General features: G+C 60.0%; 17 protein-coding genes and 1 tRNA gene. 2 read left to right on the forward strand and 16 right to left on the reverse strand.

Features of this window, described 5'->3' with window-relative positions:
- Positions 1-28: 28 nt before the first annotated feature.
- The 4 genes from JF70_RS07090 to JF70_RS07105 form a co-directional block, all read right to left on the reverse strand.
- Complete coding sequence (locus JF70_RS07090) at positions 29-418, reverse strand: Rid family detoxifying hydrolase (RefSeq protein ID WP_045935786.1); 390 nt, start codon at positions 416-418, stop codon at positions 29-31.
- Positions 419-521: 103 nt separating this feature from the next.
- The gene (gene spxB, locus JF70_RS07095; RefSeq protein ID WP_045935787.1) at positions 522-2276 is read right to left on the reverse strand and encodes a pyruvate oxidase; all 1755 of its coding nucleotides are present in this window, start codon (positions 2274-2276) and stop codon (positions 522-524) included.
- 1181 nt (positions 2277-3457) lie between these two features.
- Positions 3458-4303, reverse strand: coding sequence for a hypothetical protein (locus JF70_RS07100; protein WP_045935788.1), 846 nt, complete (start codon positions 4301-4303; stop codon positions 3458-3460).
- A 420-nt stretch (positions 4304-4723) separates the two neighbouring features.
- Positions 4724-4796, reverse strand: a tRNA-Arg gene (locus JF70_RS07105).
- A gap of 366 nt (positions 4797-5162) precedes the next feature.
- Here JF70_RS07105 and JF70_RS07110 point away from each other — a divergent pair.
- Positions 5163-5792, forward strand: a complete 630-nt coding sequence (locus tag JF70_RS07110; protein ID WP_045936218.1) for a CYTH domain-containing protein — start codon at positions 5163-5165, stop codon at positions 5790-5792.
- A gap of 12 nt (positions 5793-5804) precedes the next feature.
- Here JF70_RS07110 and JF70_RS07115 read toward each other — a convergent pair whose 3' ends face one another.
- The 3 genes from JF70_RS07115 to JF70_RS07125 all read right to left on the reverse strand — a co-directional run bounded on the left by JF70_RS07115 (position 5805) and on the right by JF70_RS07125 (position 8974).
- A complete protein-coding gene (locus JF70_RS07115; protein ID WP_045935789.1) occupies positions 5805-6770 on the reverse strand; it encodes a tetratricopeptide repeat protein in 966 nt (321 codons plus the stop codon).
- Positions 6771-6887: 117 nt separating this feature from the next.
- Positions 6888-7919, reverse strand: coding sequence for a DUF8094 domain-containing protein (locus JF70_RS07120; RefSeq protein WP_198178313.1), 1032 nt, complete (start codon positions 7917-7919; stop codon positions 6888-6890).
- The gene (locus JF70_RS07125) at positions 7916-8974 is read right to left on the reverse strand and encodes a hypothetical protein (RefSeq protein WP_045935791.1); all 1059 of its coding nucleotides are present in this window, start codon (positions 8972-8974) and stop codon (positions 7916-7918) included. Before JF70_RS07125 ends, JF70_RS07120 begins: the two co-directional genes overlap by 4 nt.
- A gap of 82 nt (positions 8975-9056) precedes the next feature.
- On the opposite strand from JF70_RS07125, the gene JF70_RS07130 reads away from it, so the two are divergent.
- On the forward strand, positions 9057-9992 hold the full coding sequence (locus JF70_RS07130; protein WP_197069113.1) for an FKBP-type peptidyl-prolyl cis-trans isomerase: 936 nt from the start codon (positions 9057-9059) through the stop codon (positions 9990-9992).
- A gap of 103 nt (positions 9993-10095) precedes the next feature.
- Here JF70_RS07130 and JF70_RS07135 read toward each other — a convergent pair whose 3' ends face one another.
- The 9 genes from JF70_RS07135 to JF70_RS07175 form a co-directional block, all read right to left on the reverse strand.
- Positions 10096-11007: a cysteine ABC transporter substrate-binding protein gene (locus JF70_RS07135; RefSeq protein WP_045935792.1), complete on the reverse strand. Its 912-nt coding sequence runs from the start codon at positions 11005-11007 to the stop codon at positions 10096-10098.
- 83 nt (positions 11008-11090) lie between these two features.
- Complete coding sequence (locus tag JF70_RS07140) at positions 11091-11966, reverse strand: amino acid ABC transporter ATP-binding protein (protein WP_045935793.1); 876 nt, start codon at positions 11964-11966, stop codon at positions 11091-11093.
- Positions 11959-12633 carry an amino acid ABC transporter permease gene (locus JF70_RS07145; protein WP_045935794.1) on the reverse strand — a complete coding sequence of 225 codons (675 nt, stop codon included), beginning with the start codon at positions 12631-12633 and terminating at the stop codon, positions 11959-11961. Before JF70_RS07145 ends, JF70_RS07140 begins: the two co-directional genes overlap by 8 nt.
- Positions 12620-13273, reverse strand: coding sequence for an amino acid ABC transporter permease (locus JF70_RS07150; RefSeq protein WP_045935795.1), 654 nt, complete (start codon positions 13271-13273; stop codon positions 12620-12622). The genes JF70_RS07145 and JF70_RS07150 overlap by 14 nt, the downstream gene beginning before the upstream one ends.
- 523 nt (positions 13274-13796) lie before the next feature.
- Positions 13797-14039, reverse strand: coding sequence for a glutaredoxin-like protein NrdH (gene nrdH / locus JF70_RS07155; protein ID WP_015022478.1), 243 nt, complete (start codon positions 14037-14039; stop codon positions 13797-13799).
- 236 nt (positions 14040-14275) lie between these two features.
- Positions 14276-15079, reverse strand: a complete 804-nt coding sequence (gene nucS, locus JF70_RS07160; protein ID WP_045935796.1) for an endonuclease NucS — start codon at positions 15077-15079, stop codon at positions 14276-14278.
- A gap of 88 nt (positions 15080-15167) precedes the next feature.
- Complete coding sequence (locus JF70_RS07165; RefSeq protein ID WP_045935797.1) at positions 15168-15464, reverse strand: F0F1 ATP synthase subunit epsilon; 297 nt, start codon at positions 15462-15464, stop codon at positions 15168-15170.
- Positions 15465-15466: 2 nt separating this feature from the next.
- Positions 15467-16951 carry a F0F1 ATP synthase subunit beta gene (gene atpD / locus JF70_RS07170; protein WP_045935798.1) on the reverse strand — a complete coding sequence of 495 codons (1485 nt, stop codon included), beginning with the start codon at positions 16949-16951 and terminating at the stop codon, positions 15467-15469.
- An 8-nt stretch (positions 16952-16959) separates the two neighbouring features.
- A complete protein-coding gene (locus JF70_RS07175; RefSeq protein WP_045935799.1) occupies positions 16960-17910 on the reverse strand; it encodes a F0F1 ATP synthase subunit gamma in 951 nt (316 codons plus the stop codon).

Raw genomic sequence — 17910 nt, forward strand, 5'->3', positions numbered from 1 at the left:
GACGGCGGGGACCAGCAGCCGGCCCGTCTCAGGCCAGGGCCACGACCTCGATCTCGACCAGGGCCCCCTTGGGGATGTCCGCGCCGCCGAAGGCCACGCGGGCCGGCCGCACCGAGCCGATGAAAACCTGGGAGTAAGCCTGGTCCACCTGGGTGAAATCCTCCACCCGCCGCATAAGAATGGTGGCCTTGACCACCCTCTCCATGCCGCTGCCGGCTGCATCCAGGATATTCTTGACGTTCTTCAGTGCCTGGGTGGCCTGGTCAGCCGCAGTGCCCTCCACCAGCTCACCGGTGTCCGGGTCGATGCCCAGCTGTCCGGAGACAAAGACAAAGCCCCCGGCCTTGACAGCCTGGCTGTAGGCTCCCAAGGCCTGGGGCGCATATGGCGTGCCGATCTCTTCCGGTCCATCTTCCATGGGTCCGTCCTTTCTTCAGGTCCGCCGCACCCATGACGGGCCGAAGCCCCGGGCGGACACCGTCCACTATAGGAGTGCCCGCCCGGCGCAAGCGGTACCGGTCTCAGCCCTTGCGAGCCTCCTGACCCATCCAGTAGGCCAGGGAGCGCAGATCTCCGGCCTCGTAGGTCTTGACGAATTTCTCGACCTGGTCCGGATCCGAGCAGGTCTCCGGGAACCGCATGTAGCGGGTATCCAGAGGGCTGGCTCCTGTCAGCTTGACATCGATGACCGAAGACCTGTCGGCCTTGCGGGCCTCGGAGAAGGCGTGGCGGGCATCGGCCACCGTGCGCACGGTGAAGCCCAGGGCACCCATGCCCTCGCCGACCTTGGCCCAGTCGGTGTCGGGCAGGTCCACTCCGCTCAGGGGCTGATGGCTGTCGTCGCGCTGCTCGGCCTCGATGTAGCCCAAGGAGCGGTTGGAGAAGACCACGTTGATGACCGGGGCATGGTACTTGAGCTGGGCCAGCACCTCCTCACCGAGCATGGCGAACCCGCCGTCGCCGCTCAGGGAGTAGACGGTCGATTCCGGATGCTCCAGCTTGGCAGCCAAGGCGGCCGGCACGGCGTAGCCCATGGTGGCATGCTTGCCGGAGACGGTCCAGCGGTTGGTGGGCTTCAGATGCAGCAGACGCAGGAAGTCAATATCCACATTGCCCACGTCGGGGATGACGATGTCATTGTCCTCAAGCTGCTGATCGATGATGTGGTAGACGGGCTCGGGCCGCAGGGGTGTACGGGTGTCTTCGTTGAAGGAGGCCACCCACTGGTCCCAGTTCTCCTTGCTGCGCAGGCAGGCCCTGTAGAAGACGGACTCCTCCTGGTCCTGGCCGGCGGCGGTTATGGCCTTGAGGGCCTCGCGGGCGTCGGCCTGGATGGCCAGGACCACATTGGCCTGGAAGCGCTTGCCCAGCTTGACCGGGTTCAGGTCGATCTGGATGACCTTGGTGTTGGGGGTGACGAACATGGACCCGAAGGGGTTGTCCGAACCCACCCAGACCGTCAGATCCGAGGTGTAGATGGCCTCCGTGGCGGTCTTGGTGGCCACACGGCCGGCCGACTGCAGGTAGGCAGGATAGGTGTCCTCCACAATCCCCTTGGCCGGGAAGGTGGAGACCATGGGCATCTTGAAACGCTCGGACATGGCGACCAGCTCATCGCGGGCCCCGGCAGCGCCCTGGCCGAAGTAGAGCAGCGGCGCCTTGGCGGACTGAATGATCTCAACTGCCTTGCTGACCTGGTCTGCCGCAGGCTTCAGAGGCTCCGGCTTGCGGAAGTTGGGCGCGGATGCCACCGGGCGGTCGTCGATCTCGGCCCAGGCCAGATCCTTGGGAATGATGACCACGGAGACCCCGTGGCTGGCGTAGGCGCGACGGATGGCCTCGTCCACCAGGGCCGGCAGCCCCTGGGCATTGGTGGCGGCCCGGGCGAATACGGCCACATCGGTAAAGATAGGCACCTCATCCATGGCCTGGAAGAAGTCCATGTTCATAAAGGCCTGGGGCACCTCGCCCACCAGGGCCAGCACCGGCACGCCGTCCTCACGGGCATCATAGAGGCCATTGAGCAGGTGGACAGCCCCTGGGCCCGACGAGCCGAAGCAGACACCGATCCTGCCGGTCAGCTTGGCCTCGCCGGCGGCAGCCAGGGCTCCGGCCTCCTCATGACGGACCTGGATGAAGTCGATGCGCTCGCGCTCGTTGTGGATGGCGTTCATCATTGAGTCGAAGGAACCGCCGGGCAGGCCATAGATGCGCGGCACCCCCCACTGCTCCAGGACGTGAAGGACAGCATCCCCTGCATTGATTCGATTGGCCATGTGAACTCCTTTGCTTCACCGGGAAAGGAGGCTCCGCCGCAACGCGGAAGCGTCGGTCCTCCCCGACGTTCGGTCTTACCCTTTCACTATGGCACCTGAGAACGAGGACACGAGCGGGCCAAGGGCCATGTTCCTCAAAAGCTTAGTGATTCACCACACATAAGATGTGTGTAAAGAGCTTCTACAATTTGCATGGTTAAGCATCCATTCAATCCATCAAGGAATGCTGCCAGCTTTCTATACTTCAAAATTTCATTTATCGTCCATAAAATTATCTTTATGCTTTGCCTATATTATTTTATTCAATAATTATCTAATACAATAAAAGCTGCTCGCTTTAAAGCGCCGATAACCCAGACATGCTTCTTTTCTTACAGGAGCTTTGTTTCTCAGACCTGCCGTCCGCTACACAATCCCTCCCATGAGGTCTATAGGTATCTTTATTGATTGGACCAATCTTTAAAAGTCAATAACTACTTGTAATGAGGGCGCAGACGTCAATAAATAGATTAAGAATTAGATTCTAATCCACTCAATTCTCAAATAGAGCAATACTTTCTTTTAAAGACCTCATGTGCGTAATGGCTTTCCTGACCAATCATCCACGATTACAGGTCAGAGGCAAGATAGAATTTTATAGCATCACGAACTAAGTCTTTTTCACTCAGCAGCAACGGCAGAACTTATTAGATCTCTGTCAGCCCCCTACCCCCCTTTGCAACCAGGAAACAGGACATGCCGATAAAATTGATACCAAGTGAATAATCGTCAAGAAACTGCAGATTAGTTGGTTCAGAGCGAACGGGATATTTACGACGAAACCCATGCCTGTCTGGAACGACCGAGAAATATAACATTCCCACATCTAGACTGAAACAAACTGAGCTAGATTTAGTTGCGTTGTTTCGAAAGCACCCCCATCTTTTCCTTCGGATGTCGCTTTGTACCTGTCGGACTTGCCAATCCAGGTCGCCTAGCCAAAACACTCCTTTGCCGATAGAGTAAAAATCTTCTCACCTTTTGAGGAGTCGCCAACGCTAGATATAAAAATGAATTTTCAACACCTACTGAAGAATGCCCAATCGGTAGAACGCAATACTAAAGCTTGCTCAGTGTCAAACTCCAAAGCCGAAGACCATATTGTTGAAGGCATGGGGCAATCTATTCTGTGTGATTCTCCTTCATACTCCTTCGACGGTCATCTCCTTCAGGAAGGCTTCACCATTCTCTGTTATACGTAACGTCTTATCGTTTGTCGAGTGGTTTATGCGGTTGCCTGCTCGATGACTACGTGCTGCTCTGGATATATTCTTGCTATCCACAGCGTTTCCTAGTTCATTGGTCAGCCAAGCAATTGCAGAGGTTTTAAGCCCGTTGATGTTGTTATTTTTTGCAAAATATAATGCCCACAGCACCCGATCTGCTTCAGTTTTCATTTTCGCATAATCGGGTATACCTTCTATCTGAGGTGAGAATTCGTCTATCTCTGAAAACACTTCCGGCTTTTCTTTTGTGGCTTTATTTGCGCTCCTTGTTCTGCTAACGTGCGACCCTGCCTTAGGGAACTTGAAGTTACCGTCGAAAATTCCATTAATTTTGTTAGTAATATAGTAATTACCAGGAGTAGCTTCATCAATCCAACCTTCTCTGATAGCACAGTTGAGGTCGCGGGAGAAGTTCTTAGGAGCTATCTCTCGTGCGCGATGAAACTGACTTTTGATTTCCTGCGCCGTAAACGAGTTCCCACCATCCTGCATTATGTATTTTCCAAGAGCAACTATTTTTTCCGGGTTTGTCTTTGCATTAGAGCGGTTAAGCGCATCTTGTGCACTGGTGACTATTCTTCCGGAATTCTTGTAAGCTGAGGTTCTGTAGCTATCTATAGCTACAGGCATTTTTGTTTCAGCGTTATCTTCGTTCTCTTCAGAGTTGAGCAATAGGATGATGTTAGCCGCTTGGTCAACAGAAATCGAGTCGTCATAAGTGATTTTACCGCTCATCTTGAGATTAACTGTGTTTGTCGTCATACTCTACATTGTATCACATCATTACGAATATGTCGCATTGTAGTACATAACTACATCAACTGTGGTACCAATATTCGTGTATACACACATTCGCATAAATCGCTGTGATTTCGTTAGTAATTCATGGCAAGATCTCAGCTTTAGAAAGCGCAAGTCCGTAACTTGAGAAGATCTGAATATCTAGAGCAAATCTCCGTTTTGACGACGCTCAAACAAGTACCAACTGTATATGTGAAATGATCGCGTTCGGCCATCAAGTGGATTAATCCTGCCAACGGAAACATTCAAATTCGAGCACCCACTATGACATAAGCCAGATCAGTCAGTCTTTTCGTTTCGAACATATCCCTAAACACTGTCCTACTTTAAGACGGCGAAGAGACTATTGATAAAGTCACGTGCCTAATAACAATCACGAAGTGGGCTCGAAGGGATTTGAACCCTCGACCTTCTGTTCCGGAGACAGACGCTCTATCCGCTGAGCTACGAACCCGAGAAACCACCTTACAGTGGACACCAGAAACAATAATAGGACACTTTGCGCCTTTACGCATCTAAGCGCGTCTTGCCGTGTCGGTCTGACTCCAGTCACTCTCGGCGTGTTGCCGCAGGATTCCAGGCGTTTCGTAGTTATTGTGATGGCAAGGCTTCGTGCCACCGCCCCGGTTGCGCCATTGCATCCTCATGCGGTGGCGCGAAGCCGCCAACATTCCCGGATGATCTTCTCTCGGGATAGTCTCCACTGTAGTTCCTTCACCCGGCCATCACAAGCGGCCTTCACATACCTGGACAACTCGAATGGGCTGTGGACAGCAAATGGTGGCCGCAACCGGCCTACCGTACCATGGAAAGCATGGCCATGAATGAGGACGAGGACGATTTCGAATTCGAGCGCAGATTCTTCTGCAGGGACCTCCCCCGGGAGCTGCTCGGGGAGAGTCGGCCGACCCTGATTGTGCAGAGCTACTACGTGCATGAGGACAACTTCGCCCTGCGGGTTCGCTTGCAGGGGCAGGTGGACCCGGTGGTGCCCATGACGGCCCGGACCGATGCCCTCCACACCCTGCTTGAGGAAGGCGACCACTTCGAGGCTGCCTCAATGACGGCCAAGGGCCCCTCCGTCGGCGGCACCCGCTACGAGGCCGAACGGGCCATAGACCCGGGAATCGCCCTGGAGCTGGTTTTGCGCGGCGGCATTCCCATCGTCAAGAACCGGTATGGGGTCTGGCTGGACGAGGACTGGTGGAACCTGGATGTCTTCGGGGACGGCAACGCCCCCCTGGTGGTGGCCGAGGTGGAGCGGACCGGGCCGGTGACCGACCTGACCATCCCCGACTTCTGCGCCACGGAGATCACCGACGATCCGCGGTTCTCCAACGATGGGCTGGCTAACCGCCCCTTTGGCGACTGGTCAGCCGACTTCGATCAGGAGCTGAAAACCGAAGGACCGCGCTTCCTGACCAACTTCGACGGGAACCGCGAGTCCTGACCCAAGAGCGGTTCAGTACATCAGCGTGGACAGACGGCGACGGGCCTTGGCCAGCCGAGGATCGGTCGATTCAGGAATGACGAAGTACTCCAGCAGACGGCGGCGGATGGGATCGGTCTGATCCCGGTGCCCGGCCAGGAAGTCCAGCAGGCGATCGAAGGCATCCTGAACCTGGCCACCGATCATGTCCACATCGGCCACATCCAACTGGGCCTGCAGGTCGTCAGGGGCATCGGCAGCCGCCTGACGGACCTTGCGGACATCGGCCTTGGCCGAACGTGCCATCAACAGGCACTTGGCCTGTTCACGCTTGGCCAGATCGTCGGTCGAATCGGCCTGGACCAGCTTGCCATAGGCCTCGGCTGCGGCTGCATAGTCGCCCTCCTGGGCCAGCCGGTGGGCCTCTTGATGGGCAGGCGGAATAACATCAGCCGCTGCCTGGCCGGCCTGCTCGTCCTGTTCCTGATCGCTGGTCTCCTGGTAGGGGGCGCTGCCGGTGATGCCGGCCTTCTGCGCCATCTGAATCACCTGGGGGATGAGCTGATCGGTGATCTGGCTCATCTCCTCATCGGTGGGCAGTCCCTGCAGAACGGGCATGGGCCTGCCGGCCAGTAGGGCAAAGAGGGCCGGGGCGCCCTGCACCTGGAAGGTCTGGGCGATCTGCGGATTGGATGCGATGTCGATGCGGGAGAGCTGAATGCGCCCCTCCTGGGCGTTGACGACCTGGGCCAGACGGGTGGCCAGGGGGAAGAGGCGGTCATCGGTGGGCACCCAGAGCAGGATCAGAATGGGGAAGGTGGTCGAGGTCTGAACCATGGCCTGGAAACTGGCCTCGGTGGTATCGATCACATAGCCGCCGGCTGCGGGCGCACCCCCCTGCTGGCCTGGCTCGGCATCGACCTGGTGCTTGAGCGCACCCAGGTCGACCGCTCCTGCCAGTGAGACGCCCGGCTGCCCCTGCCCGTTCTTGTTCGCCATGTCAGTCCTCCTTAACCCCGCGGTCGCCGACTGCAGCCCCGGCCCGCCCTCGATTGCAAACTCCTGAAAGCCAATCTAGTCCAAGGCCCGGGCGTTCACCCAGCGCAATCCCGCCCCTCAGACCGCTTCCACCTTGATGGGCTCACGCTCGGCGCCCACAGCCCTGATGGGCTCATGCGAGTCCGCCGAAGGCACGTAAAGGGCGATCACGTTGACATAGGTGACCTTCATGGTGCTGGTGGGCTTGCCCTGCCCGAAGAGGGCCGTCTCGGCATCCGAGGCCGGCGAGGATTCACGGCCCTCACCTGCCTGCCTGGTCCAGACCGAATCGATCCGGGCCACGACCAGGTCGCCCCCATCGGAGGAGTGCATGACCCGCAGCTGCCCCTGTGCCGGGGTGAAGGTCTGCGACTGACTGCCCTTGTTGGCTTCGATTCCCTGCTGGACAACCTGAGTCAGCGTGCCCAGGGAGTTGCGGAAGTCATCCTGGGCGAACTCCTTGACATACTTGCTGCCCTGGGGGTTCTGCAGGAGGTCGGCATAGCGGCGCACGGCCTCCACCGGTGTAGCCTTGAGCCCCTGATCGTCGCCCTGCCCCATCCTGGCGCCGATCGTGGCCACCGGGAACTTGGGCAGCTGGGCACCTTGGAAGAGCCGTGCCACCCCCCAGAGCTTGTAGTTGTCATGGGCGGACTCCTGGTCCAGAACCAAGAGGCGCTTGGACTGCTGATCCTGCGTGGTGGTGGTAATCGAGAAGACCGAACGCGGCCAGCCCGGATCACCGGGAATGACCGTCTGGGCGATGGTGGTGGGGATGGTCGTCTTGGGATCCAACTGCCCGGTGGCCCGGGCTATGGTCAGCTCGCTGGTGCGGATCTCCAGTTGGGGGCCGCTGACCCGCTGGTCCAGCCCGGCCGGGTCTTTGGCCTCGTTGGCCTGATCGAGAACAGCCCCGATGTTCTTGCGGATACGTGCCTCCTGGGCCGGGGTCAGGTTGGGCGCAGGAGCAGTGGTTGCAGTGCTCTGAGGCTCTGTCCGGCGGGCCTGGGGAACCTGCCCCTCACAGGCTGATAGACCCGGCAGAAGGGCCAGGGACAAAGCCAACGCCGCTACAGCCGCCACCCCGTTCAACGGTTTGTTCATACTCATTGGCGCTCCTCCTCCCCCTCGTGGGCAAGCCTGGCCAGGTAGGAGGCCATCTCCTGGCTGCTGATGACCCTGGTGGACGACACATCGTCGGCTCTCCGGTCGTCACCCTCCTGTTGGTCAGCGACCAGGTTCCGATTGCGCGGATCAATCACCACAGGCGGCCTGGGCGGGGGTCCTGGATCCCCCTGCCGCGCCTGGCCACGAGCGTGACGCAGGCGTCGGCCTGAAGCCGGGGTATGCCGATTTCCGAGACCAGGCAGAATGGCGCTGCCCAGGGCCTGGACCACACTGACCTCGGGAGTCTCTTCATCCTCTTGTTCAGATTCGGTCTGCTTGCGGCGCTTGGCCGGATCCATGGCGAAGACCGTAGCCGAAAGGACAGCCAGCAGGGCCAGCAGCCCGCCGGCAAAGTAGAAGGGCATGGCGAAGTTGGGCAGTTTGTCACGCTGCCAGAGCATCTCCAGCCCCAGGGAATGAGCGCCCTGGGGAACCGCCACCAACAGGACGGCCTGCGGATCGTCGGTCTTCAGGGACATTGACACGCTGCTGTCGGAGCAGGTGACCTGTTGCCACATATCCGAATCCTGAAAGGCCACGCCCTGATCATTTTTGACGGACTTGCCGGGACTGGTGTCCCTGCCGACGGACAGGGTCTGCCAATTATCCAGGCCGCGCACCCGCGCCACATCATGTCCAGCCGTCCAACCGGCTGCATCCTTGGCCGTGGTCAGGGCCATACAGACGGTGGGCTTCTGTGAATCCTGATCTGCTGACGCGGAAGCCCCAGCCGATGTCGCATCCACACGCATGGTCACTTTGCTGTCCACCAGGGGAAGCACACCCGGATCGGTCACTACATAGGCTGCCTTGGTGCGCGCATGTGCATCCACATGAGCCGAAGGCTTCCAGACCGTGGCGTTGAGAATACCCAGCACAATGGCCGTTACAGCCAGCAGTCCGAAGATGGGGGTGACGATGCCGCGCATGATCATGCTGTGACGCGAGGGCTTGCCAGGCCGCGTCATCTCATCTTTTTCCTCGGGTACTTGCTCCATATCATCCACATTCTACCGTCGGCCCCCTATGAGATGGTTTCCGGCACCGGGAAATCACCCATGAGCCCTAAACTGGTCATTTATGACCATCATCGCAAGGAAATCAGGCAGCAAGCGTCTACTGGGCGCCATGACCGCTCTTGCCCTATGTCTCGGACTGTCAGCCTGTAGCGGGAACTCTGACGGAGGCGGGCACTCGGGCGACACCATGCAGGGCGTATCAGCCAGCGGCAAACCTGGCAGCAAGCCCGACATCAGCTTCAAAACCCCCTTCAAGGTCGAGAACCAGACCCACCAGGTCATCCAGGAGGGCAACGGCGAGGTCATCCGCGACGGGGACCGCGTATGCACAAGGAGTCTGGCCCTGGATGCCAAGACCGGAAAGGTGATCAACTCCACCTGGGACAAGAGCAGCCCGGAGTGCTCCATCGTCATCAGCAGGAAATCCATCCCGGCCTACTATGACACCTTCAAGGGCCTCAAGGTCAACTCCACCGTGGCCGTGGGCATCGATGAGTCAGGCTCCGGCAGCAGCCAGGCGACCGACTCCTATATTATGGCCCTGACCTTCGTCTCCCGGTCCAAGAACCTGACCCGCGCCCAGGGTCAGAAGGTGACCGACCTGCCCAGCGACCTGCCCAGGATCAGCCTGGACGACAAGGGCAAGCCCTCCCTGGATCTCAACGGATACAAACCAAAGGGAGGATTGGTCGTCCAGCCCCTGATCAAGGGCGAGGGGGCCAAGGTCGGCGAGCATCAGAGCGTCAGCGCCAACTACACCGGCTGGCTGGCCTCCGACGGCAAGCAGTTCGACTCCTCCTGGGACAGGGGTGAGGCCAGCGACTTCAGCCTGGACCAGGTGGTCAAGGGCTGGCAACAGGGTCTGGCAGGCCAGACGGTGGGATCTCAGGTTCTTTTGGTCATTCCGCCCGACTTGGGCTATGGCAGCCAACAGCAGCAGAAGATCCCGGCCAATTCGACCCTGATCTTCGTGGTCGACATCCTGGCCGCCTACTGACCAGCCGATCCACCAACTCAGACAGATCAGACAAGCAGGGGCCCGTACCCATCCAGTCGCATTCGGATGGGTTCGGGCCCCTGTCATAAACCAGATGGTCGGGTCAGTCCTTGCCACCCTCGACCACGATCTCATCGGGGTTGGCTGCGCTGCCGTAGACCGGTTCCAGGGTCTTGCGGTAGTCCTCATGGAAGAACTGCTCCTGGCCCAGCTTGACCAGCTCCTTGTTGATGTAGTCCAACAGGGGCTTGTTCCCCTTGCGCACGGCCGGAGCGATGACCGCCTCGTCCCCGAGCTTGGTGATGCCCACCGAGAAGCCCTTGTTGGCCTTGGCCCAGGCCAGCACCTCGGTGTTGTCGGTGCTCATGGCGTCGCCACGGTGGTCCAGCAAGGCGTTGTAGGCATCGGCGTACTGGTCATACTTCTGTAGCTTGACTTCCGGGTAGTGCTGTTCGAAGTAGGGCTCGGCCGTGGTCCCCTTGGCGATGATCAGGGTCTTGCCGTTCAGCTCCTTGACATCTTTGATCGGCGCCGAATCCGGGGAAACCACGCCCAGGAAGACCTTCATATAAGGCTTGGCGAAGTCCACCTTGCGAGCGCGATCATCGGTGACGGTGAAGTTGGCCAGGACCACGTCCACCTTGTTGCTGGACAGCACGTCCACCCGGGCGGCCGGGTCCACCGAGGTGTATTCGGGCTTGACGCCCAGATCCTTGGCCAGGCGCTCGGCCAGGACCACGTCGTAGCCTTGGTTCTTGCCGTCCTTGTCCACGTAGCCGAAGGGGGCCTTGTCGGTGAAGACCGCCACCTTGAGCTTCCCGGACTTGGTGATCTGCTCCGGGGTGCGTGCAGACCCGGATGCCGCCGAGGAGCCGGAGTTGCTCCCCGAGCCGCTTCCAGCCTCACTGGGGGTGGCCGCCGAAGGGCCGCAGGCCGCCATGGAAGCCATCATTGCGATCGTCGCCCCCGTGGCCAGCGCCGCCCGTATCAATCGGTTCATTACCCTTGCGGTCATGATCCCTCTTTTCCTATTCTCTTTCCTTTGGCCGCCCCTGGGGACGGTTCCGGCGAATGCCGCCGGACGAATATGCGGAGTCCTCATCGGGACTCCTGATCCTGGTCCTGATCCCGCCTGCGCTCGTAGGTGAAGGTGGACAGGAAGCGTTGCGCCCGGTCAGTGGCCGGGTGGGTGAAGAAGGCCTCCGGGTCGTCGGACTGCTCGACCAGGGTGCCTCCATCCAGAAGGACGATGTGGTCGGCGATGCCCCTGGCGAAGGCCATCTCGTGGGTGACGATCATCATGGTCAGCCCCTGGTCGGCCAGCTCCAGAATGACCTGGAGGACCTCGCGGACCATCTCAGGATCCAGAGCTGCGGTCACCTCGTCGAAGAGCATGATTTCGGGATGGAGGATGAGCGCCCGGCAGATGGCCACCCTTTGCCGCTGGCCGCCTGAGAGCTGGCTGGGCCAGGCATCCCGGCGGTCGGCCAGACCCACCCGGTCCAGTAGCTCCAGAGCCTCCTGCCGTGCCTGGTCCCGCTTGCGCTTCTGGACCAGGACGGGCGCCAGGGTCACGTTGTCCAGCACCGTCCTGTTGGGGAAGAGGTCGTAGCTCTGGAAGACCATGCCGATCCTGGTGCGCAGGTCGGAGCTGCGGCTGCCCGACATCAGGCCGCCAGGACCTCCGCCGTGCTTACCCAGGGGATGACCGGTCTCCACCACTTGACCGTCCAGAAGAATCCTGCCACCCTGTATGGGCTCCAGCCCGGCTATGGTCCGCAGCAGGGTGGATTTGCCTGAGCCCGAAGGACCCAGGACCACAAAGACCTTGCCCTTGGGCACCTGGAAGGAGATGTCGTTGAGTACAGGGCTCTGAGCCTGCGGATACTGCTTGACCAGATGCTCGACGGTCAGCACCGCCCGCTCCTCCTGTTCGTCCTGTGGCTGGTTCGCCGTCGTCTGCCCCTCAGTCATGGGCCCACCTCTTTTCCAGATGCCGGGCCACCAGGGACAGGGGCCAGCAGATGAAGAAATACATGAAGAAGATCACCCCGTAGATCCACAGGGTCGCCTGGGGATAGGCGAAACGGTTGGCATCGATGATCTGCTGACCCACCTTGATGACCTCGATGACTCCCAGCAGTGCGGCAAGGGAGGTGGTCTTGACGATCCTGGTGGCCAGGTTGACACTGGCCGGCAGCAGTCGGCGCAGGGCCTGCGGAAGGATGATCCTGGAGAAGGTCTGCCAGGACCCCAGTCCCAGCACATAGGCCGACTCCACCTGGGTACGGGGAATGGACTCCAGGGCCCCGCGGACCAGGTCGCCCAGCTCGGCCCCGCCCCAGAGCACGAAGACCAGCAGGCAGGCGCCGGTGGCATCCAGATTCAGGTTCCATGCCCTGGACAGCCCGTAGAAGGCGATGAAGAGCAGCGCCAGCTGGGGCATGATACGAATGAAGTCCAGATAGATCCTCATCAGGAAGCGAACCAGACGGTTGCGCAGTGTCATCAGCCATCCGACCACCAAGCCCAAGGGCAGGGAGAGCAGGACCGAAACGCCGGCTATCCAGACGGTCACCCAGAGCCCCTGGAAGAGCCTGGGCATGACCCCTGGCTGGAAGAGCACCTCAACGCCGTGCATAGTCGAACCTCCGCTCAAGAACGGTTCCGATGACGGAGATGGGCAGCAGGATTATCAGATAGGTGACGATGAGCAGGGTCAGGGACTCGTAGGTGTCATAGGAGGTGCCCATCAGGTCCTTGGTGACATACATGACGTCGGCCAGAGCGATGGCCGAGACCACCGAAGACTCCTTGATCAGGAAGATGATGTTGGCCACCACGCCCGGTATGGCACTGCTCAGGGCCTGGGGCAGCACGATTCTGGACAGGGCCTGGGCTGGCGTGAATCCCAGGACGCGGGCTGACTCGGTCTGCACCCGAGGCACCGCCTCCAGTCCACCACGCATGGCCTCGGCCATGTAGGAGCCGCCCAGGAAGGCCAACCCGACGATGGCACAGGTCTGGGCGCTCCAATTGACCCCAAGCTTGGGCAGCCCGAAATACAGAAAGTAGAGCTGAACCAGGAGCGGGGTGTTTCTCGACAGCTCGATGTATACCCTGGCCACCTGCGAGAGCAGAGGGATCCTGAAGACCTCCAGCCCGGCGCAGACCAGCCCGATCAGCATGGAAAACACCACGCCAAAGAAGGAGATGAAGACCGTGACATAGGCCGCGTTGACGAAGAAGTGCAGATTCTGCGCCATAAAGGTCCAATTCATGCCCCCACCCCCCTACTTGCTTGAGTCCTGTTCATCGTCTCCTCTTCACTGCTTCTCGCCCGCTTCCTGCCGCCTGCGGCATATAGTGGACCATCCTAGGGAACGCGAGCCGGTTTCCTCTGCTTTTGGATATACGAATACCGGATACCGCGTTATCATCCGCTCTCACAGCAACTTCGACGGCGATTCGTATTCATGCCGCAAGCAAAGAGCACCAATGAGATGACCACTGGTCGGCAAAGGCCAACCGACACCTGCAGATCATGCCTTCTGAAACTGTCGGATACACTCCAAAACCACAGATGGCCTCTCTGTCATTGCAACACCTATCAAGTAGGCAGTGCCCAATCAAACAAGTCCAGCTGATTAAGCACTTGCAGAACAAAAATCAGCCAATTACTTACCTACCGACCATCTACTAACCAAGTAGGCGCACAACGCGATTTGCACTAACCCGACTGCTGGCCAGGCTATGAAAAAAGCCCGGTCCACATATTCGTGAACCGGGCTCCGAGTGCTTTGATCAGGCAAAGACCTTGGCGCTCTGTGCTACCTTCCTGATCAAATCGGGGCGATACCCGCTCCACGTCTCCTGGTCAGTGACTACGATAGGGGTCTGCTTGAACCCCTGGGCGATAAACTGGTCGATCAAGGTCTGATCCTCGGTCAAATCCACCTGCTCGAACTCCAGCCCCTGCTTGGTCAACTGACGCTTGGTGGCATCACACTGGGGACAGTGCGCCTTGGTGTAGACCGTGATGGACATGACCGCCTCTCCCTTACATGTAGCCGTTATGTTCCAAGCCCTATAGCCCTCTGCTTGGAACCTGTCGTTTGCACTCTACACAATCCCAGACGCAAGCACAATACCACCTGTAGTGGCGTGTCAGGCCATAAACCCCAATATCTAGTAGCTTTTCGGGTCTTATAGAGCCAAATGAGAATCTATGTGAGCTGCCTGACATATTGACTATGTAAGTCCATGCAAGACTGAAAACCGTCTCAAAAGAGGGTCAGTTCATCGCTATCAGCGCCCTTCATGGCCTCGTAATCCAGGATCAGGCACTCGAATCCCCTGTCCTCGGCAAGAACCCTGGCCTGGGGTGTAATGGTCTGGGCCGCGAAGATCCCACGAACAGGGGCCAGCAGGGGGTCGCGATTGAGCAGGCGGCAATAGCGGGTCAGCTGTTCCACCCCGTCGATGCCCCCATGCCGCTTGATCTCGATGGCCACATGCCGTCCCTGGCCATCCACGGCCATGATGTCCACCGGGCCGATGGGTGTGGGATACTCCCGGCGCACCAGGGTGGCCCCCGGACCGATCCGGTCGATCTGTTCAGCCAGATAGCGCTGCAGATGCGCCTCCACACCGTCCTTGACCAATCCCGGATCCGTGCCAAGGTCATAGCTGTCGTCGGCATAGACCTGGTAGAGCCTGATGGTGAGTACATCGCTGGATTTGACGGCCGAGACACGCAGAACCTTACGGACAGGCCGAGCCTGGTCCTGATCCTGCTCCTGGGCGATCAGCGCATCGGGCGCGGCGGCTTCGACTACCTCATCCGGCCCGGTCCCGTCCGCGGGATCAGCCTTGGCATCTGCGTCGTCCCTGCTCGCCTCCTCGGGTTCGATCTCCCTGATGGTACAGGGGGCGCACATCCAGTTCAGGGGCTTGTAGGAGCCCAACTCCGAAAAGATCAGACAGCTCATGTCGGCCTTGATCAGCAGAACGCGCCTGGCCGGCGGCAGGCTGGCATTGAGACGCCCGGAGTATTCGGCGGAGCAGTCGGCAACAATGATTCGCACAGGTGCCAATATATCAGTCGTTGTTCCAGGCGAAAAAGAAAAACCCGGCCGATGCAAGTGCACCAGCCGGGCAGAAGAGGAAAGGAAGTCAGGACTGCTGTCCCTGATCAACGTCCTCCAGGTAGTGGTCCACGGCCACAGTCAGCTTGTTGCTGTCGAAGGAGGCGAATCCGCTGTCCACATGGAAGGACTGACGACTGCCATCGGTGGCCTGAACCCGGATGTTGCCCTCCTGCAGCAGGGCCAGCACCGGCTCGTGGTCGGGCATGATGCCCATGGACCCCTTGGTGCCGGGCACGGTGACCGACCGCGCCTGACCCGACCAGATGGGCCTGTCCGCCGAGACGATGTTGACCTGCATGGAAGCCTTGCCTGTGTCCGCCATGACTACCGGTATTCCTTCTGCATATCGTGCCACTTGTGCTCAAGGTCGTCGATGCCGCCGATGCCGGAGAACGCCTGCTCGGGCACGTCGTCATAGGCACCGTCGCAGATGCGGGTGAAGGCCTCGATGGTCTCGTCCGCAGGCACGTAGGAGCCCTTGCGACCGGTGAACTTCTCAGCCACGTAGAAGTTCTGGCCCAGGAACTGCTCGATCTTGCGGGCGCGGTTGACGGTGGTCTTGTCCTCTTCGCCCAGCTCATCGATGCCAATCAGGGCGATGATGTCCTGGAGCTCCTTGTTCCTCTGCAGGATGGCCTTGACCCGGTTGGCGCAGTCATAGTGGGCCTGCCCCACATAGCGCGGGTCCAGAATCCTGGAGGTGGATGCCAGCGGATCCACAGCCGGGTAGATGCCCTGGGAGGCGATGTCACGGCTGAGCTCGGTGGTTGCGTCCAGGTGGGCGAAGGTGGTCGCAGGCGCCGGGTCGGTGTAATCATCGGCCGGCACGTAGATGGCCTGCAGGGAGGTGATCGAATGGCCACGAGTCGAGGTGATCCTCTCCTGCAGGGCACCCATCTCGTCGGCCAGGTTGGGCTGGTAGCCCACGGCCGATGGCATGCGGCCCAGCAGGGTGGAGACCTCGGAGCCGGCCTGGGTGAACCGGAAGATGTTGTCGATGAAGAGCAGCACATCCTGGTTCTCCACGTCGCGGAAATACTCCGACATGGTCAGGGCGGTCAGTGGCACGCGCAGACGGGTCCCCGGGGGCTCGTCCATCTGGCCGAAGACCAGTGCGGTCTTCTCCAGCACGCCGGCCTCGTCCATCTCGCCGATCAGGTCGTTGCCCTCACGGGTACGCTCTCCCACGCCCGCGAAGACGGAGACGCCGCCGTGGTTCTGCGCCACGCGCTGGATCATCTCCTGGATGAGCACGGTCTTGCCCACGCCTGCGCCGCCGAACAGGCCGATCTTGCCGCCCTCCACGTAAGGGGTCAGCAGGTCGATGACCTTGATGCCGGTTTCGAACATCTGGGTCTTGGACTCCAGCTGATCGAAGGCGGGCGGGTTGCGATGGATGGGCCACCGTTCGGTGACCTTGATCTGCTCACCCTCCTTCTTGTTGAGGATGTTGCCGGCCACGTCGAAGACGTGCCCCTTGGTCACGTCGCCCACGGGCACCATGATGGGCCCGCCCGTATCGGTGACGGTGGCGCCGCGGACCAGGCCGTCGGTGGGCTTCAGGGCCACGGTGCGGACCGTGGAATCGCCCAGGTGCTGCTCCACCTCCAGCATGATGGTGGTCAGCGACTCGCCCTCGGTGTTCGAGGACTGGCTCAGATTCACGGTCAGGGCATTGTAGATGTCCGGCAGGTGACCTGCCGGGAACTCCACATCGATGACCGAACCCTGGACTCGGGTGACGCGCCCCATGGAGGCCGAATCCGGCTTGCGGCTCGCTGTGGTCGGCTGTTCTTGCTGTGCAACCATTGGCGTTCCTACTCTTCCTCTTTGTTGAGCGCATCGGCGCTGCCGACGATCTCGGTAAGTTCCTGCGTGATGGCCGCCTGGCGGCTGGCATTGAGCCTGCGGGTCAGGTCATCGATCAGCCCCTTGGCGTTATCAGTGGCGGTGTGCATGGCGTTCTGCCTGCTGGCTGTCTCCGAGGCGGCCGAAGTGAGCAGGCATTCATGGATGCGCGACTGAATGTACTTGGGCAGGACGGCATCCAGCACCTCCTGGGAGTTGGGCTCAAAGTCGTAGAGGGCCGCATAGCGGTCACCCTGGCGCCCATGTTCGTCGTCCGGCACGGGGGCATCAATGGCCTCCTCAGGCTGCTCCTGGTCCGGCCTGATCAGCTCCAGAGGCAGCATACGCAGCACCCGGACCTTCTGCACCACCATGTTGATGAATTCGGTGTAGACGATGTAGAGCTCGGAGACGCCCCCCTTGGCCGCTGGAGTCATATAGGTTTCCAGCAGTGCCTGGGAGATCTCCCTGGCCACATCCACGCCGGGCCGATCGCTGTCGCCCTCCCAGGTCTTGACGATGCTGCGGTTGCGGTAGCGGTAGTAAGAGACGCCGCGACGACCGTAGACGAAGAGCTGGGGCTGTCGGCCCTGCTGATCCAGTCGGGCCAGCAGGGACTCCGTCTCGCGGATGACCGAGGAGGTGTAGGCCCCGGCCATGCCACGGTCGGCGGTCAGCGCCAGCACAGCCACGCGCGGGTTCTTCTCGTCCTTCCTGACAATGGGATGGCGGATGTCGTCCGTGTGGGCCACCAGGGCCTGGACTGCATCGAAGATCGCATCGGAGTAAGGCTTCGCTTCCAGGGCCACAGTCCTGGCCTTGGCGATATGCGAGGAGGCTATCATCTCCTGGGCATTGAAGATCTTCTCCAATGCCGAAGTGGAGGCGATCCTTGACTTGAATGCGAGTTGTGAGGCCAT

The organism is Bifidobacterium mellis, from assembly GCF_000967265.1.
Taxonomy (GTDB): domain Bacteria; phylum Actinomycetota; class Actinomycetes; order Actinomycetales; family Bifidobacteriaceae; genus Bombiscardovia; species Bombiscardovia mellis.

What these genes read in the sequence shown, in the direction of transcription:
- JF70_RS07165 (WP_045935797.1), bottom strand. Translation starts at nt 15,464, where the DNA reads ATGGCGGACACAGGCAAGGCTTCCATGCAGGTCAACATCGTCTCGGCG.
- JF70_RS07100 (WP_045935788.1), bottom strand. Translation starts at nt 4,303, where the DNA reads ATGACGACAAACACAGTTAATCTCAAGATGAGCGGTAAAATCACTTAT.
- JF70_RS07125 (WP_045935791.1), bottom strand. Translation starts at nt 8,974, where the DNA reads ATGGAGCAAGTACCCGAGGAAAAAGATGAGATGACGCGGCCTGGCAAG.
- nrdH (WP_015022478.1), bottom strand. Translation starts at nt 14,039, where the DNA reads ATGTCCATCACGGTCTACACCAAGGCGCACTGTCCCCAGTGTGATGCC.
- spxB (WP_045935787.1), bottom strand. Translation starts at nt 2,276, where the DNA reads ATGGCCAATCGAATCAATGCAGGGGATGCTGTCCTTCACGTCCTGGAG.
- JF70_RS07130 (WP_197069113.1), top strand. Translation starts at nt 9,057, where the DNA reads ATGACCATCATCGCAAGGAAATCAGGCAGCAAGCGTCTACTGGGCGCC.
- JF70_RS07135 (WP_045935792.1), bottom strand. Translation starts at nt 11,007, where the DNA reads ATGACCGCAAGGGTAATGAACCGATTGATACGGGCGGCGCTGGCCACG.
- atpD (WP_045935798.1), bottom strand. Translation starts at nt 16,951, where the DNA reads ATGGTTGCACAGCAAGAACAGCCGACCACAGCGAGCCGCAAGCCGGAT.
- JF70_RS07090 (WP_045935786.1), bottom strand. Translation starts at nt 418, where the DNA reads ATGGAAGATGGACCGGAAGAGATCGGCACGCCATATGCGCCCCAGGCC.
- JF70_RS07115 (WP_045935789.1), bottom strand. Translation starts at nt 6,770, where the DNA reads ATGGCGAACAAGAACGGGCAGGGGCAGCCGGGCGTCTCACTGGCAGGA.
- JF70_RS07145 (WP_045935794.1), bottom strand. Translation starts at nt 12,633, where the DNA reads ATGCACGGCGTTGAGGTGCTCTTCCAGCCAGGGGTCATGCCCAGGCTC.
- JF70_RS07150 (WP_045935795.1), bottom strand. Translation starts at nt 13,273, where the DNA reads ATGAATTGGACCTTTATGGCGCAGAATCTGCACTTCTTCGTCAACGCG.
- JF70_RS07120 (WP_198178313.1), bottom strand. Translation starts at nt 7,919, where the DNA reads ATGAGTATGAACAAACCGTTGAACGGGGTGGCGGCTGTAGCGGCGTTG.
- JF70_RS07110 (WP_045936218.1), top strand. Translation starts at nt 5,163, where the DNA reads ATGAATGAGGACGAGGACGATTTCGAATTCGAGCGCAGATTCTTCTGC.
- JF70_RS07140 (WP_045935793.1), bottom strand. Translation starts at nt 11,966, where the DNA reads ATGACTGAGGGGCAGACGACGGCGAACCAGCCACAGGACGAACAGGAG.
- JF70_RS07175 (WP_045935799.1), bottom strand. Translation starts at nt 17,910, where the DNA reads ATGGCCTCACAACTCGCATTCAAGTCAAGGATCGCCTCCACTTCGGCA.